Below are 15,018 nucleotides of genomic sequence, written 5' to 3' on the forward strand. Positions count from 1 at the left end.
CAAGTCTTTCGAGAGAAAGAGATCGGATCGCCTTCGCCTGAGAGTTTCTGGCGGATGGGGTGGGATTCGAACCCACGGTACGCTCTCGCGCACGCCGGTTTTCAAGACCGGTGCCTTCAACCGCTCGGCCACCCATCCATCGTGGGAGACATGGCAGAACCTTACGAAAAAGACCAGCCCCCGAAAGGGGGTCAAAGGCTGCGGCAAAGATGGCGAAACCGTGTGGCGCCGAAGCCACAATCGCGGGAAATCGGCCGAAATGCACAATTGCCGTGAGACGCACCGGATCAGCAGATTTTGGGGAGTTTTCGCAAGAACATCCGGCAAGGTGTCGCGCGACGCAAATCAGGGGCCGAAGAATTGCCCCAGCTTCGTCACAATTGCTCGCCAGGACGTCCCCGAGGTAAGGGGTTAAGTGCTTCGCCGAGACGGCCGCGTATAAGGCCGCAGGCGGAGGAACGAGGCGTTCGAACGTGCCGGTGAGTTTCGCCGGGCTTCGGAATATCGGGGAAGAACAGGGTGCAGGCAAAAACCCGCCGGCCGCATTTCGTCATCCATTTTGCCTTTGCAGCATCCTGCGCCGTCCTTGCAGGATGTGTGTCCTCGACCCCGGACGGGGCAGGTCTCGCCGACGGCACCACCAAGACGGCGCAGGTTCAAGGCAGCGAGGCCGATGGCGAATCAACCGACAATTCGCTGCGGGCCAATGCCCGACGTCATCTCGGAAAAGTCTACGAAGTCGCTGGGCGCCTCTATAAGCCGAAGCATGACGAAGAGTACGAGCGCGTCGGCAAGGCATCCTGGTACGGTGATGCCTTCAATGGCCGGATGACAGCCAATGGTGAAGTCTTCGACATGAACGGGCTCTCCGCGGCGCATCCGACCTTGCCGCTGCCGAGCTATGTGCGCGTCACCAATCTCGATAACGATCGGTCGCTGCTCGTACGTGTCAATGATCGCGGACCGTTCTCGTCCGACCGCGTGATCGACGTCTCCAAACACGCCGCCGAAATGCTCGGCTTCAAGCATATCGGCACCGCGAACGTGAAAGTGGAATATGTCGATGCGGCGCCTCTGAAAGAGGACGATTCGAAGTTCCTGCTGGCTTCTTATGTGGGGCCGGACGTTCCGTCAGGGCCCGACCCGGCCGACGCGGCCGCGAATATCATGGTGGCTTATGCGGCCGAAGCGCCAACGACGAACCCGGCCGAAGACGAGGCCGCGGATGTGGGCGTCGCGGTGGATATGAAGGACGTCGCCGCCGGCACGCCGTTCGATCCCTATTCGGCTCTCACGGCGGCAACCAAGATGGCGGAAGCCGATACGTCTTTGCCTCAGGAGGCGAGTTTCGTGCTGCCGCAGGCGCGTCCGGCCGAGGCCGAGATGCGCAATTCGTTCTGGCCGACAGAAGCGGCTGATCAGCGTGTGGATGATGCCTTTTCGGCTTTCGACCAGGTTCTCTCAGACGCCGAGACAACGCGTTTTACCAGGACAGCCGACGCTTCCGGACTTGCGACCCGTTGATTCCCCGCTTTAAGCGCGCTTTATGGCGTGGAGGGGCTAAAACGACGTAAGCGAGTATGAAGAGCATCACCTTTCAGGTTCGCCGCATCCGTCTGCTCGCCTTATTCCTGGGCAGCCTGCTGGTGCTGACGCCGCAGCTCGGGGCGGCGCAGACATTCGATACGAAGGCCCCGTTCGCCATCTTGATGGATTACGACAGCGGCACGGTTCTCCTCGATAAGAACGCGGATGAGCCGATGGCGCCGGCTTCCATGGCGAAGCTGATGACGGTCGAGTACATCTTTCACGAGATCAAGGAAGGGCGTCTCTCGCTCGACGACGAATTCGTCATCTCCGAGCATGCTTGGCGCAAAGGCGGTGCATCCTCTGGCGGGTCGACGATGTTCGCCAAGCTCGGTTCGCGGGTGCGGCTCGAAGATCTTCTGCGCGGCATCATCATCCAATCGGGCAATGACGCGGCGATGGCGGTTGCAGAAGGCATCGCCGGCTCTGAAATCGCTTTCTCGGACCTTCTGAACAAGCGGGCGCTCGAGATCGGCATGAAGAACTCGACGTTCCGTGATGCGACCGGACTGCCGGACCCGGACATGCGGGTGACGGCACGCGATCTGGCGATTCTCGCCCGCCAGATCATCTCCGAATACCCCGAACTCTATAAAATCTTCGCCGAGCCGGAATTCACCTGGAACAACATCACCCAGCGCAACCGCAACCCGCTTCTGCGCGAAGGCATCGGGGCCGACGGTCTCAAGACCGGGCACACGCAGGAATCGGGCTATGGCCTCGTGGGTTCCGCAGTCGCCAATACCCAGCGTCTTATCGTCGTCGTCAACGGATTGAAGACCTCGCGCGAGCGCGCGAACGAGGCACGCAAGCTCCTCGAATGGGGCTTCCGCTCGTTCCGCCAGGTGACGGCGTTTCAAGCCGGGGAGACGGTTGCCGAAGCGAGCGTCTTCGGCGGAGACAAGGGCCATGTCGAGCTCAAGGCCAAAGGCCCTGTGCGGATTCTGGTCGCACGTGCTTCGGATGAGCCTCTGAAGGCTCGCGTCGTCTATCAAGGCCCGCTCGAAGCGCCTGTTCAGGCGGATATGCGCGTCGGCAGCCTGAAGGTCTGGCAGGGTGATCGGCTGATTCAGGAGACACCGCTTTATACGGCGGAGGCGGTCGGCCGCGGCACGCTGCATCAGCGGGCCTTCGATGCTCTCGGCGAGCTTCTTCTCGGATGGCTCTAAATCCGCAGCCGGGCTTCTTCATCACGCTGGAAGGCGGTGAAGGCTCAGGCAAGTCCACCCAGGCACGCCGCCTCAACGCTTTCCTGCGGCGCAAGGGGCGGGACGTCGTTCTGACCCGGGAACCGGGAGGGACGACGCATGGCGAGGCAATCCGTGAGATGCTGCTTTCCGGCCTTATCCGGCCTTTCGGCAGCGAAGCGGAGGCGCTGTTTTTCGCCGTCGCACGCCGCGAGCATGTCCTGCATCTCATTCGGCCGGCGCTTCAGGAAGGGCAAGTCGTCATCTGCGACCGGTTTGCAGACTCCACCCGCGCCTATCAGGGCGTCGCTGGTGTGGCACCGGAAACGATCCTGCGGCTGGAAGAGACGGCTCTGTGCGACACTCATCCCGACCTGACGCTTATTCTCGATATCGACCCTTCGATGGGGCTGGCGCGTGCCGCCGGTCGAAGTGCGGCCGACCGGTTCGAGGGTGATGAACTCGAGCTTCACGAAGCGAGACGACAGGCCTTTCTCAAGATCGCAGAAGCCGAACCTCATCGTTGTGTCGTCATCGATGCCGGCCTGAGCATGGATGAGATCTCAGCTCAGATCGAGGCTGCCGTGGTTGCGCGTCTGCCTCGTGCCGGCGGGGCCAGCTGAATGGCGCGCAAGCCGGCCGAGGAGGTGCCGAGCCTCAGAGCACTTGAAGGCGTGCCACTGCCGCAGGAGAATCCGCATCTCTTCGGACAGGAGCACGCTGAGCAACAGATTCTAACGGCCTATCGGGGCAATCGCCTGCCACACGGGCTGCTTCTTTCGGGGCCCGTCGGCGTCGGCAAGGCGACGCTCGCGTTCCGACTTGCGAAGTTTCTCTTGGCCGAGCCCGATCCTTCCGCGAACAGCGTCCAGAAGGCCGTCTCGCTCGGGATTGCTCCAGACCATCCGATCCAGAGGCGGGTCGGGGAGGGGGCGCATCCCAACGTCCTCCATCTGCAGCGCCCCTGGGACGAGAAGCGCAAGACATTTCGCACCGTCATTTCGGTCGAAACGATCAGGCGGATCGTGCCGTTCGTTGGGACCACAGCGGGCGAGGGGCTGTGGCGCATCGTCATCGTGGACGGCGCCGAAGAGATGAACCGGAGCGCCGCGAATGCTCTCCTCAAGGCCCTTGAAGAGCCGCCTGTGCGGACGATTTTCGTGCTGGTGACGGCGCGGCCGGGCCAGCTTTTGCCGACGATTCGCTCCCGTTGCCGCAGCTTCCACTTCGGTCTTCTCAGTCCCGAGGCGATCGCCCAGGTGTTTGAGGCGCTGAAGGTGCCGCAACCGCCGGAAAAAGACCTTCGCACGATCTTGTCGCTCGCTTCAGGAAGTGCGCGCCGGGCAATCGAACTTGCCCGCGGGGACGGTTTGAGCCTCTACCGGGCCATCAACCGTGCGTTCGCGAGTGACGATCATGCGGTCCTGACCGCTGTTGCCAATCAGGCAGCTGCGGCCCGCGGCGCAGCATGGGCGGAATTCTTCGATCTCGTCGGTGGCTATCTCGACCGCCGCATCCGGCACTTGCCGGAGCCCGAAAAGGGCGTTTCGCCGCCTGAGCTCCCGCTTGCCAGGTGGGCGGAGCTATGGGAAAAGATCCACCGACGCTCGGCGGAGGTGGAAACCTTCAATCTCGACCGCAGGCAGTTCGTGCTCAACGTCTTCGAGGCGGTCGCCGAAGCCGTGCGCCATCCCCACCGCCCTATTTTCATGTGACCGCGGGCACCACCCATGACCGGTAAGCCGACCTTTTACATCACCACGCCTATCTTCTACCCGAACGGTGTGCCGCATATCGGCCACGCCTATACGGCGCTCGCGACCGACACGCTGGCGCGCTTTCAGCGCCTCGACGGCAAGGATGTGTTCTTCCTGACCGGCACCGACGAGCACGGGCTGAAGATGCAGCAGACGGCCGCGAAGGAGGGAATTACTCCCGCCGAACTCGCCGACCGCAATTCGCAGCGTTTTCGGGACATGATGGAAGTTCTCAACACGTCGCACGACGATTTCATCCGCACCACCGAGGAGCGGCATCACCGCTCCTGCGAGGCGATCTGGGAGCGGATGAAGGCGGCGGGAGACATCTATCTCGACAAATATTCGGGCTGGTACTCCGTCCGTCAGGAAGCCTTCTTCGACGAAAAGGAAACCACCGTCGGTGAGGACGGGGTTCGGCGCGAGCCGCTCGGCTCGCCCGTCGAATGGGTGGAAGAGGAAAGCTACTTCTTCCGTCTCTCTGCCTATCAGGAGAAGCTTCTCGCTCATTACGAGGCGCATCCGGACTTCATTGGCCCGCAGGAGCGGCGCAACGAAGTCGTCAGCTTCGTGAAGTCGGGCTTGAAGGATCTTTCCATCTCCCGCACGACCTTCGATTGGGGCGTGAAGGTGCCGGGCGATCCGCGCCATGTGATGTATGTCTGGGTCGACGCCCTGACGAATTACATCACCGCCGCCGGTTTCCCGGACGAAGAGGCTCCGCGCTGGCGCTACTGGCCGGCCAACATCCATCTGATCGGCAAGGATATCGTGCGTTTTCACGCCGTCTATTGGCCGGCCTTCCTGATGTCGGCCGGCGTGCCGCTTCCCAAGCGCGTCTTTGCGCACGGCTTTCTGTTCAATAAGGGAGAGAAGATGTCGAAGTCGGTCGGCAACGTCGTCGATCCCTTTGCCATCGTGGAGCATTATGGCCTCGATGCCGTCCGCTATTTCTTCCTGCGCGAAGTCTCCTTCGGTCAGGACGGCTCCTACAGCCATGACGCGATCGCGGGCCGCATCAACGCCGATCTCGCCAATGATCTCGGCAATCTCGCCCAGCGCTCGCTTTCGATGGTCGGCAAGCATTGCGGCGCCAGCGTGCCTGAGCCTGGTGCGTTCTCAGAGGCCGACAATGAGATGCTGCAGGCGGCCGATGCGCTCCTGGAGCGCTGCCGCGAGGCCATGAACGAGCAGGCGATCCATCAGGCGCTCACCGCCATCTGGCAGGTGGTCGGCGATGCAAACCGCTATTTTGCCGGCCAGGAGCCGTGGGCGCTGCGCAAGAGCGATCCTGCGCGCATGGCAACCGTTCTCTACGTGACCGCGGAAGTGGTCCGTCAGGTCGGAATTCTGATCCAGCCGGTCATGCCGGGTTCGGCCGGCAAGCTGCTCGACCTTCTGGGCGTGGCGGAAGAAAACCGCACATTTGAATTCCTCGGCAAATCGGGGCGTCTCGTCCCGGGAACGGCGCTGCCTCCGCCCTCGGGGGTTTTCCCGCGCTATGTCGAGAGCGAGGCTCCGGCGGGGGCTGCCTGATGCTTGTCGACAGTCACTGCCATTTGGATTTTCCCGATTTCGAGCCCGAACGCGACGCGGTCGTGGAACGGGCGCGGGCGGCCGGCATCGTCCGTATGGTGACGATCTCGACGCGGGTCTCTGAGTTCGACAAGATCCGCGGGATCGCCGAAACCTACGATGACATCTATTGCTCGGTCGGCACGCATCCGCACAACGCCGACGAAGAGCCGGACGTGACGACCGAGGATCTCGTCGCCCTGGCGGAACACCCGAAAGTCGTCGGCATCGGCGAAGCCGGGCTCGACTATTTCTATGACAACGCCTCGCGCGAGGGTCAGGCCGCTGGCCTTCGCCGACACATCGGTGCGGCACGTGAAACCGGTCTGCCGCTCATCATCCATTCGCGGGATGCCGACGACGATATGGCGGCGATTTTGAAGGACGAGATGGAGAAGGGGGCTTTCCCGGCCCTCCTCCATTGCTTTTCCTCCGGACGGGCTCTCGCCGAAACCGGCATCGAGCTCGGCCTTTATGTTTCTTTCTCGGGTATCCTGACTTTCAAGAAGTCGACGGAAATACGTGAAATCGCACGCGATTTGCCGGCTGACCGCCTGCTTGTCGAAACCGATTCCCCGTATCTCGCGCCGATGCCTTATCGTGGCAAACGCAACGAACCGTCCTTCGTCGCCCACACGGCTTCGGTGCTGGCGGAATGTCGTGGGGTCTCGGTTGAGGAAATCGGTGAGCTCACGAGCGACAACTTCTTCCGTCTTTTCGGCAAAGTGCCGCGGCCCTGACAGTGACGGACGTTCTGCGCATCACCATTCTGGGCTGTGGCTCGTCGCCCGGCGTTCCGCGCATCGGTGGCGATTGGGGTGCGTGCGATCCGAGCGAGCCCAAGAACCGCAGGCGCCGCTGTTCGGTTCTGGTCGAGCGCATCACCGCGTCGGGAGAGAAGACGCAGGTCTTAATCGACACGTCGCCGGATCTCCGCGAGCAGGCGCTCTCGGCTGATCTCAAGCGGATTGACGGCGTGCTCTACACGCATCCGCACGCCGACCACATCCACGGTATCGACGATCTGCGCGGCTTCGTGATGATGACGAAGGCGCGCGTCGACATTTACGCCGATCGGCCGACGATGGACCGTCTGGAAGAAGGCTTCGGCTATTGCCTGAAGACACCTGAGGGCAGCGACTATCCGCCGATCGTCAATGCGCATCTGATCGAGCCCGGAACGCCTGTCACGATCGACGGTGCGGGCGGACCGATCCATGCGCTGCCTTTCCGTCAGCAGCACGGTTCGATTCCCTCGCTCGGCTATCGCATCGGGAATTTCGCGTACTCACCCGATGTGAATCGGCTGACGCCTGAAGCCATGGCCGCCATCGATGGTGCCGAGCTGTGGATCGTGGATGCGTTGCGTTATAAGCCGCATCCGTCGCATTTCTCCGTCGAGGAGGCACTTCATTGCATTGAGGCGCTACGACCACGACGCGCGCTGCTTACACACATGCATGTCGACCTCGACTACAACGCCTTGCGCGAAAGGCTGCCCGAAGGCGTCGAGCCTGCCTTTGACGGATTGGTCGTAGAATTGCCCTGGGTCGAACTCTCGTCGCCCTCTGCGAGCTGAAACTCGCGCCGTGCTTTTGTGCGGGCGGGTGGACCTTGGCGGCAACCGGCAAAAGCTGGATTGAACTCGCCGCTGGGATAAGTTTCGGCAAACAACACACATAGAAGGCTGTTATGAGCAGGCGTAAAGACAGGAGTTTTGCCGTCATCGGCCTCGGCACATTCGGCAGCACCGTCGCATCAGAACTCGCCCGCTTCGGCAACCACGTTCTCGGTATCGATATCGATGAGCGCAACGTCGCGCGTCTTGCAGACGATATTGCCGAAGCGATCATCGCCGACGGCAGCGACGAGGACGCTCTGCGCGAGGCCGGCGTGGGAGCCTGTGACGTCGCTGTCGTGGCGATTGGAGAGGACCTCGAGGCGAACGTCCTGTGCACGATGAATGTAAAATTGCTCGGCGTGCCGACCGTGTGGGTCAAGGCGACGAGCCGGACGCACCATCGCATCCTGGCGAAACTTGGCGTCGACCGGGTCATTCAGGCCGAACGCGAGGTCGGTCAGCACATCGCACAGATGCTCTACAATCCGCTGGTGCGCGATTATGTGAGCCTCGGCAACGGCTTCCACATCATTGATCTGCGTGTGCCGGAGGAGCTCGACCAGACGTCCATCGGCGAGCTGAAACTCGACGAAAAGTTCGAGGTCCGGTGCCTTGGTTTGATGCGCGACAGCGATTACATTTCCTGCCACGGGGCCGACACGGTCCTTGAGACCGATGACAAGCTGCTGCTCCTCGGACGGCGAGAAAACCTCAGGTCACTCGGCGACAGCCTTCGATCAGCGTGATGGCCTTTCCGCTTTCGCCACGCTTCTGGCGTCGTACGATCGATCTTCCGCCGCCAGCGGTCCTTTCCCTTCTCTATGCGGGGCTCGTTATCCTCGGCGCGCTCGCTCTGAAGCTGCCATGGGCGGCGAGGGGCGTGCCTGCAACCTGGTCTGAGGCACTCTTCACTGCGACCTCCGCAGTGACGGTGACGGGTCTTTCGGTCGTCGACACCGGCAGCCATTTCACGTTTTTCGGTCAGCTCGTCGTGCTCGTCCTGATCCAGCTCGGGGGGCTTGGTCTCATGACCTTTGCCGTCCTCGTTCTGACCATGCTCGGGCTGCCCGTCGGTGTTTCACAGCGCGTCTTCCTGCGCGAAGAGCTCAACCAAACATCGTTTGCCGATCTTTTGCGCCTCGTGCGCCAAATCCTACGCGTCGTGGTCGTCTGCGAGGTCGCCGGCATCGTTCTCCTGGCCTTCGTCTTCGTGCCGGATTTCGGACCGTGGGAAGGGTTATGGCAGGCGGTCTTTCACGCCATCTCCGCGTTCAACAATGCCGGTTTCTCACTCTTTGCCGACAACCTGAGCGGTTACGTTTTCGATCCGATCATCAACCTCGTCATACCGGCGCTCTTCGTCATCGGCGGGATCGGCTTCATCGTCACATCCGACATCATGCAGAAGCGCCAATGGCGACGCTACACACTGCATACGAAACTGATGCTTTTGGTGACCCTCGCGCTGATCGTGTGGTCAGTTGTGGGCTTTGCAGCGCTCGAATGGAACAATCCTGCGACGCTTGGTCAGTATCATTCGATCGCCGAGAAACTGACTGCAAGCTGGTTCCAGGGGCTGACGACGCGCACGGCGGGATTCAACACGATCGACATGTCCGGCATCCACGACGCGACGGCGCTCATGTTCATGTCCTTGATGTTCATCGGCGGCGGCAGCACGTCGACAGCGGGCGGTATCAAGGTCACGACCTTCGTCGTGCTTCTGCTCGCCACGGTCGCGTTTTTTCGGCAGCGCCCGAATCTGCACGCCTTTGGCCGTAGCCTCGGACGCGAGGAGGTCATGAAGGTGCTGGCGCTCAGCATCGTGAGCGTCATGGTGGTGATGGGCGCGATCTTCACGATTTCGCTGTCGCATGACGGCGACTTCCTTGATCTCGCATTCGAAGTGACGTCGGCCTTCGGAACCGTCGGGTTGTCACGTGGCGCCACCGGCGAGCTCGATACGCTCGGGCGGTGCGTGATCATCCTCGTCATGTTCATCGGCCGGGTCGGCCCGCTGACACTGGGCTTCTTTCTCGCAACGAAAGTGCCGCCACGCATCCGCTATCCGGCGAGCCGGATCTATCTTGGCTGACGCCAAGAGCCAGGAATATTTCTCCAGCCATTTGGGAGCGCCTGCAGGGATGCGGTGTGGCTCGGAGAGCTTGCTTTCGCGCGAAAGGCAGAAACCCAGGCAATCACACCGCCAATTAGGTTCCATAATGCATCTTATGCGAATCGCGTTATAGCTTTGAGCTGCGGTCATTCCGCTCTTCCCCTTGGCGCACGGCGTGGCGAGCGCTAAGGCGTTCTCATGTCAGAACAGCGCCCCATCGATCGTCTCATTTCCGTTATGGCCGACCTGCGTGATCCGGAACGCGGCTGTCCCTGGGATGTGAAACAGGATTTTTCCTCCATCGCGCCCTACACGATCGAAGAAGCCTATGAAGTGGCTGATGCGATCGAGCGTGCCGATCTTGAAGATTTGCGCGAGGAGCTCGGCGATCTCCTCCTGCAGGTCGTTTTCCACGCCCGCATGGCCGAGGAAGCCGGTGCTTTTGCCTTCGACGACGTCGCCGATGCGATCGTGGACAAGATGGTCCGACGCCACCCGCATATCTTCGGCGATGGCACGGCCGCCGATCCGGCCGCGGTGAAAGTCCGCTGGGATGAGATCAAGGCTGAGGAAAAAGCCCGGCGCCGCGAAAAGCGGCTGCGTCAGGGGCTTCCCGCCGATCCCGGGCTCTTGGCAGACGTACCGCGCAGTTTTCCGGGTCTTCTCCAGGCGCTCAAGATGCAGGAGAAAGCCGCCAAAGTGGGCTTTGACTGGCCTGACATCTCCGGGGCTCTCGACAAGCTCAAGGAAGAGATCGCAGAGGTCGAGGCGGAAATCGCGGCTGACGATCGGGAGAGACTGACCGGCGAGATCGGCGACGCCTTGTTCGCTATGGTTAACGTCGCTCGCAAGAGCGGGATCGATCCCGATGCCGCTTTGCGGCGCACGAACGAAAAATTCCGCAGCCGTTTCGAAGCCGTCGAGCAAGGCCTGTCGAAGGACGGCCGTTCCATGAAAGATGCCTCGCTCGATGACATGGAGGGGCTGTGGCAGGCAGCGAAATCACACGAAAGATCGCCGGGATCGGACTAAGCCGCCTGCCTTAAGCGGTCTGCGCTTCCTTCGGCACGTTCAGCGTCACGCCGTCGCCTCGCGCACGTTCCTGCAGCTTGCGAAGACGTCCGCTCGGCAGACGGACAACGAGACGCGTTTCGCCCGTCTTGGGATCGTCGGACCGTGAGAGGACTTCGCCGTTGTCATAGAGCCAGGCGGCTTCGCCCGACCGGGCGGCCTGGAACACCACCTCAACGACGGCGCGCTCCTTGAACAGGCGCTCTTCCAGCATGTGGAGGAGATCGGACAACCCCTCGCCCGTCAGCGCTGAGACAACGACCTTGTCCGTCGCTCCGGCCGCCTTGCGCCTGAGCGCATCGGCGACATCTGCGCCGAGAAGATCGATCTTGTTCCACACTTCCACGAGACGCGGGTCGGAGCCCGCTTCGATCCCGAGCTCAGACAGCACCTCGTTGACGTCTTCCGCTTCGGCCTGAGCGTCCGGCGATGCGATGTCCCTGACATGAACGATGAGGTCGGCATCGAGAACTTCTTCGAGCGTTGCGCGAAACGCCTCCACGAGCGAGGTCGGAAGATGCGAGATAAAGCCGACCGTGTCGGAGATGATCAGCGTCTCTCCATGTGGCAGGCCGACTCGCCGCATCGTCGGATCGAGCGTGGCGAAAAGCTGATCCTCGGCGTGGACCTCAGCTCCCGTCAGATGATTGAAAAGCGTCGACTTGCCGGCGTTGGTGTAGCCGACCAGAGCTGCGACCGGATAAGGCACGCGCTGGCGTTTGGCACGATGAACGCTGCGCGTATTGCGGACGCTCTCCAGCTGTTTCTCGATACGCCGAATCCGGTCCTGGATCTGGCGCCGGTCGGCCTCGATCTGCGTCTCGCCAGGCCCCCCGAGGAAGCCGAAACCGCCGCGCTGACGCTCAAGATGCGTCCAGGAGCGAACGAGCCGGCTCTTCTGGTAATTGAGGTGGGCCAATTCCACCTGCAGCGTGCCTTCCTTGGTGTGGGCGCGCTCACCGAAAATTTCGAGAATGAGGCCGGTTCTGTCGAGGATCTTGACGTTCCACGCCCGCTCCAGATTGCGCTGCTGGATGGGCGTGATCGGATGGTCGATGATGACGAGACCCGTCCCCAGCGTCCGCACGAGAACGGACAATTCCTCGACCTTCCCTGGGCCGAACAATGTGGCCGGCGTCGGCTTTCTCAGAGGGACGGCAAGGGCCTCGGCAACGTCGAGCTTGATCGCTTCGGCAAGGCCGATCGCTTCCGCACGTCGCGCTTCCGGTGGCCTTTGCTGGGTCGCCTCGTCTTCACGCCCGCGCATCTCCGGCAAAAGTACGAGCGCCCGAGACATGTCGGGCGCATCTTCTGGTCCGGTTTCCAGGTCGAGCGTGTGGCGGTCTTTGGGTTGCAATCAGCCTATCCGTTGTCGTCTTCAGGTTCGAACAGCTGCACGGGTTGATTGGGCATGACCGTGGAAATCGCATGCTTATAGACAAGCTGCGAATGCCCATCACGCCTTAGAAGCAAGCAAAAATTGTCGAACCACGTGACAATTCCCTGCAGCTTGACGCCGTTGATGAGAAAAACTGTGAGCGGAGTTTTTGCCTTACGGACGTGGTTCAGAAATGTATCTTGCAAGTTTTGGTTTTTGTCGCCCATTGTCTCCGTCGACCTTTATTGTTGTTGCGCCGCGCGAAACAGATTGCCTGTTTCGCTTTGGCCTGTCACCCCTCAACAAGACCTACCCAGATATAGGTAGCGTCTAGTGCGCTTCCAGTTGCGCCACCTCATGAAAACGCTGTCGGAGAGCCGTCGCAATGGAGCCGGGGCGACCATTGGCCACGCTCTGCCCGTCGATCGCCACGATGGGCATGACGAGGGTCGTCGCTGCCGTCATGAACGCTTCGCGGGCACCCTTGGCTTCTTCTGGGGTGAATTTTCTTTCTTCAAGCTTCAGCCCGTCGCGTCGGGCCACTTCTTCCACCGTCTGCCGCGTCACGCCAGGCAAAATTCCCGTGCCGTTTGGACGGGTGACGAGCGCACCATCCTGCGTGACAATCCAGGCGGTCGTCGATGAGCCCTCGGTGACGTAGCCGTCCGCGTCCACGAACCAGGCTTCTTTGGCGCCGGCCTCTTTGGCTTTCTGCTTTGCCATCGCATTCGGCAGGAGTCCCACGGTCTTGATGTCGACGCGCTCCCAGCGATTATCCGGCGTCGTGATGACGGCGACCCCCTCCTCTGCCTGCTTGTCGGCCTTGATACGGTCAAACGCCTTGGCCGTGATCACGACGGCCGGGCGCGTGCTCGCCGGCGGGAAGATATGTTCGCGCGGGGCCACGCCGCGCGTAATCTGGAGATAGACCATGCCTTCGGTCACGCGGTTGCGCCGCACGGTTTCGCGCATGACCGCCGTCAAGGCCGCGCGTGTCATGGGCATGGCGATCGACAGCTCACGCAACGAGCGCTCCAGACGATCGAGATGGCCTTTCATATCGACGAGGCGGCCATGCCAGATCTCGCAGACTTCATAGACGCCGTCCGCGAACTGGTATCCGCGGTCCTCGACATGGACCATCGCATGGACGTGCGGAACATACCGGCCGTTGACATAGGCCACTCTCGACATCGGAAAACTCCTCCACAACGCAGGATTCGTGCGCGCGCGATTTACGCAACGGCACTAAGCAAGATTAAGGCCGCACGACAAGGCATGTGCCCTTCGACGCGCAGGCGCCGGCTATGCGCAATCAGAAGTACTCGAGGCTCACCCGCGCCATCTGCTCAACGCGGTGCACCTGATTGGCAATGGCGAAGATGACGAGGCGGTCGCCCTTTCGGATCTGGCTTGCGCCCGTCGGAACGATGACCTCGCCGCCATGCAAAATCGCACCGATCCGAATTCCCCCCGGCAGATCGAGCTCGCGCAAAGGGCGGCCGACAAGGGGCGATGTCTCCAGAGCTTCCGCCTCGATCACTTCGGCCGCGCCGTTCTGGATGGTGTGGACGTTGCGGATACGGCCGCGGCGGACGTGTTGCAGAATGCGCGAGATCGTGACGGCGCGCGGGTCGACGAAAGCGTCGATGCCGATCGTGCGTACCAAGGGCGGAAAAGCGGAATCGTTGAGAAGGCTCATCGCCCGCCGGCAGCCGAGCTTCTTTGCCATCACGCACGAGAGGATGTTGACCTTGTCGTCGTTGGTGAGGGCGAGCATCGTGTCGGCCTCCGCAATGTCGGCCTCTTTCAAAATGACGTCGTCCATCGCCGAACCGTGCAGCACGACGGTGCGGTCGAGCGCCTCGGCGATCTCGACAGCACGATCACGGTCCATTTCGATCACTTTGATCTTGGCGCGCGGATTGCGCTTCTCCAGATGGTGGGCAACGTAATGGCCGATATTGCCGCCGCCGCCGATCACGACGCGCGATCCGAGCGTCTCCTGCTTGCCGAAAATCGTGAGAGTGCGCTTCACCCGTCCCGTGTCGGTCATCACGTAGACGAGGTCACCTGCCATCATCTGATCGGCCGAGCGCGGCACGAACAGGTTCCCATTGCGGAAAACCCCCACGACAATGGCATTGAGGTCGGGAAAGAGCTCGGTCAGCTGACGAAGAGGCGTGTCGATGACCGGGCAGTTTTCGTCGCAGACGATGCCGAGGACGGTCACCTTGTCGTCGGCGAAGGGGATCGTTTCCACGGCGCCCGGCTGCGCCAGGCGGCGGAGCACCATCTCGCCTACTTCGACCTCAGGTGAAATGATCACGTCGATCGGCAGATGATCGCGTGAGAACAGGTTGCTCCAGTGCTTGGCGAGATAGGTCTGGGAGCGGATACGGGCGATCTTGGTCGGCAGATTGAACAACGAATGGGCCACCTGACAGGCGACCATGTTCACCTCGTCGTACAAGGTGACGGCGATCAGCATGTCCGCTTCGTCGGCGCCGGCGCGCGCCAGAACGTCCGGATGCGATCCGTGGCCGACGAAGCCGCGTACGTCCAGCGTGTCACGAATGGCATTCACCAGATGCGGCGAACGATCGATCACCGTGACATCGTTGTTCTCCGTCGCCAGTTTCTCCGCGATGCCGTATCCGACCTGGCCAGCGCCGCAAATGATGACGCGCATGAAATGTCCTTTGTTGCGAGAATCCCGCCGCCGT

General features: G+C 61.6%; 14 protein-coding genes and 1 tRNA gene. 10 read left to right on the forward strand and 5 right to left on the reverse strand.

The window, feature by feature from the left end:
• Window positions 1–48: 48 nt before the first annotated feature.
• Window positions 49–138 (reverse strand) — tRNA-Ser (locus tag BLP76_RS10110).
• 381 nt (window positions 139–519) lie between these two features.
• Here BLP76_RS10110 and BLP76_RS18935 point away from each other — a divergent pair.
• The 10 genes from BLP76_RS18935 (at window position 520) to mazG (ending at window position 10,875) form a co-directional block, all read left to right on the forward strand.
• A complete protein-coding gene (locus BLP76_RS18935) occupies window positions 520–1,524 on the forward strand; it encodes a septal ring lytic transglycosylase RlpA family protein (protein WP_244514536.1) in 1,005 nt (334 codons plus the stop codon).
• A gap of 56 nt (window positions 1,525–1,580) precedes the next feature.
• Window positions 1,581–2,756 (forward strand): D-alanyl-D-alanine carboxypeptidase family protein, encoded by a 1,176-nt coding sequence (locus BLP76_RS10120; RefSeq protein WP_092812254.1) that lies wholly within the window; start codon window positions 1,581–1,583, stop codon window positions 2,754–2,756.
• Window positions 2,747–3,397 carry a dTMP kinase gene (gene tmk, locus BLP76_RS10125; protein ID WP_092812256.1) on the forward strand — a complete coding sequence of 217 codons (651 nt, stop codon included), beginning with the start codon at window positions 2,747–2,749 and terminating at the stop codon, window positions 3,395–3,397. The genes BLP76_RS10120 and tmk overlap by 10 nt, the downstream gene beginning before the upstream one ends.
• Complete coding sequence (locus BLP76_RS10130) at window positions 3,398–4,489, forward strand: DNA polymerase III subunit delta' (RefSeq protein WP_092812258.1); 1,092 nt, start codon at window positions 3,398–3,400, stop codon at window positions 4,487–4,489.
• A 15-nt stretch (window positions 4,490–4,504) separates the two neighbouring features.
• Window positions 4,505–6,067 carry a methionine--tRNA ligase gene (gene metG / locus BLP76_RS10135; RefSeq protein ID WP_092812260.1) on the forward strand — a complete coding sequence of 521 codons (1,563 nt, stop codon included), beginning with the start codon at window positions 4,505–4,507 and terminating at the stop codon, window positions 6,065–6,067.
• Window positions 6,067–6,846 (forward strand): TatD family hydrolase, encoded by a 780-nt coding sequence (locus BLP76_RS10140; protein ID WP_092812262.1) that lies wholly within the window; start codon window positions 6,067–6,069, stop codon window positions 6,844–6,846. Before metG ends, BLP76_RS10140 begins: the two co-directional genes overlap by 1 nt.
• Window positions 6,847–6,848: 2 nt before the next feature.
• On the forward strand, window positions 6,849–7,685 hold the full coding sequence (locus BLP76_RS10145; RefSeq protein ID WP_092812264.1) for an MBL fold metallo-hydrolase: 837 nt from the start codon (window positions 6,849–6,851) through the stop codon (window positions 7,683–7,685).
• A gap of 113 nt (window positions 7,686–7,798) precedes the next feature.
• A complete protein-coding gene (locus tag BLP76_RS10150) occupies window positions 7,799–8,473 on the forward strand; it encodes a potassium channel family protein (RefSeq protein WP_092812266.1) in 675 nt (224 codons plus the stop codon).
• Window positions 8,473–9,822, forward strand: a complete 1,350-nt coding sequence (locus tag BLP76_RS10155; protein WP_092812268.1) for a TrkH family potassium uptake protein — start codon at window positions 8,473–8,475, stop codon at window positions 9,820–9,822. The genes BLP76_RS10150 and BLP76_RS10155 overlap by 1 nt, the downstream gene beginning before the upstream one ends.
• Window positions 9,823–10,041: 219 nt before the next feature.
• Window positions 10,042–10,875 (forward strand): nucleoside triphosphate pyrophosphohydrolase, encoded by an 834-nt coding sequence (gene mazG, locus BLP76_RS10160; RefSeq protein ID WP_092812270.1) that lies wholly within the window; start codon window positions 10,042–10,044, stop codon window positions 10,873–10,875.
• A 10-nt stretch (window positions 10,876–10,885) separates the two neighbouring features.
• On the opposite strand, the gene hflX is transcribed toward mazG, so the two are convergent.
• The 4 genes from hflX to trkA all read right to left on the reverse strand — a co-directional run bounded on the left by hflX (window position 10,886) and on the right by trkA (window position 14,984).
• Window positions 10,886–12,211, reverse strand: a complete 1,326-nt coding sequence (gene hflX / locus BLP76_RS10165) for a GTPase HflX (protein WP_092812770.1) — start codon at window positions 12,209–12,211, stop codon at window positions 10,886–10,888.
• Window positions 12,212–12,276: 65 nt separating this feature from the next.
• On the reverse strand, window positions 12,277–12,519 hold the full coding sequence (gene hfq / locus BLP76_RS10170; protein ID WP_092812272.1) for an RNA chaperone Hfq: 243 nt from the start codon (window positions 12,517–12,519) through the stop codon (window positions 12,277–12,279).
• Window positions 12,520–12,622: 103 nt separating this feature from the next.
• Window positions 12,623–13,486, reverse strand: a complete 864-nt coding sequence (locus BLP76_RS10175) for a D-amino-acid transaminase (RefSeq protein WP_092812274.1) — start codon at window positions 13,484–13,486, stop codon at window positions 12,623–12,625.
• A gap of 121 nt (window positions 13,487–13,607) precedes the next feature.
• A complete protein-coding gene (trkA, locus tag BLP76_RS10180; protein ID WP_092812276.1) occupies window positions 13,608–14,984 on the reverse strand; it encodes a Trk system potassium transporter TrkA in 1,377 nt (458 codons plus the stop codon).
• Between the last annotated feature and the right edge of the window lie 34 nt (window positions 14,985–15,018).

This window comes from Afifella marina DSM 2698 (assembly GCF_900102695.1).
Classification (GTDB): domain Bacteria; phylum Pseudomonadota; class Alphaproteobacteria; order Rhizobiales; family Afifellaceae; genus Afifella; species Afifella marina.

What these genes read in the sequence shown, in the direction of transcription:
- BLP76_RS10175 (WP_092812274.1), bottom strand. Translation starts at nt 13,486, where the DNA reads ATGTCGAGAGTGGCCTATGTCAACGGCCGGTATGTTCCGCACGTCCAT.
- BLP76_RS10140 (WP_092812262.1), top strand. Translation starts at nt 6,067, where the DNA reads ATGCTTGTCGACAGTCACTGCCATTTGGATTTTCCCGATTTCGAGCCC.
- BLP76_RS10150 (WP_092812266.1), top strand. Translation starts at nt 7,799, where the DNA reads ATGAGCAGGCGTAAAGACAGGAGTTTTGCCGTCATCGGCCTCGGCACA.
- hflX (WP_092812770.1), bottom strand. Translation starts at nt 12,211, where the DNA reads ATGTCTCGGGCGCTCGTACTTTTGCCGGAGATGCGCGGGCGTGAAGAC.
- BLP76_RS10120 (WP_092812254.1), top strand. Translation starts at nt 1,581, where the DNA reads ATGAAGAGCATCACCTTTCAGGTTCGCCGCATCCGTCTGCTCGCCTTA.
- BLP76_RS10130 (WP_092812258.1), top strand. Translation starts at nt 3,398, where the DNA reads ATGGCGCGCAAGCCGGCCGAGGAGGTGCCGAGCCTCAGAGCACTTGAA.
- mazG (WP_092812270.1), top strand. Translation starts at nt 10,042, where the DNA reads ATGTCAGAACAGCGCCCCATCGATCGTCTCATTTCCGTTATGGCCGAC.
- tmk (WP_092812256.1), top strand. Translation starts at nt 2,747, where the DNA reads ATGGCTCTAAATCCGCAGCCGGGCTTCTTCATCACGCTGGAAGGCGGT.
- trkA (WP_092812276.1), bottom strand. Translation starts at nt 14,984, where the DNA reads ATGCGCGTCATCATTTGCGGCGCTGGCCAGGTCGGATACGGCATCGCG.
- BLP76_RS10155 (WP_092812268.1), top strand. Translation starts at nt 8,473, where the DNA reads ATGGCCTTTCCGCTTTCGCCACGCTTCTGGCGTCGTACGATCGATCTT.
- hfq (WP_092812272.1), bottom strand. Translation starts at nt 12,519, where the DNA reads ATGGGCGACAAAAACCAAAACTTGCAAGATACATTTCTGAACCACGTC.
- metG (WP_092812260.1), top strand. Translation starts at nt 4,505, where the DNA reads ATGACCGGTAAGCCGACCTTTTACATCACCACGCCTATCTTCTACCCG.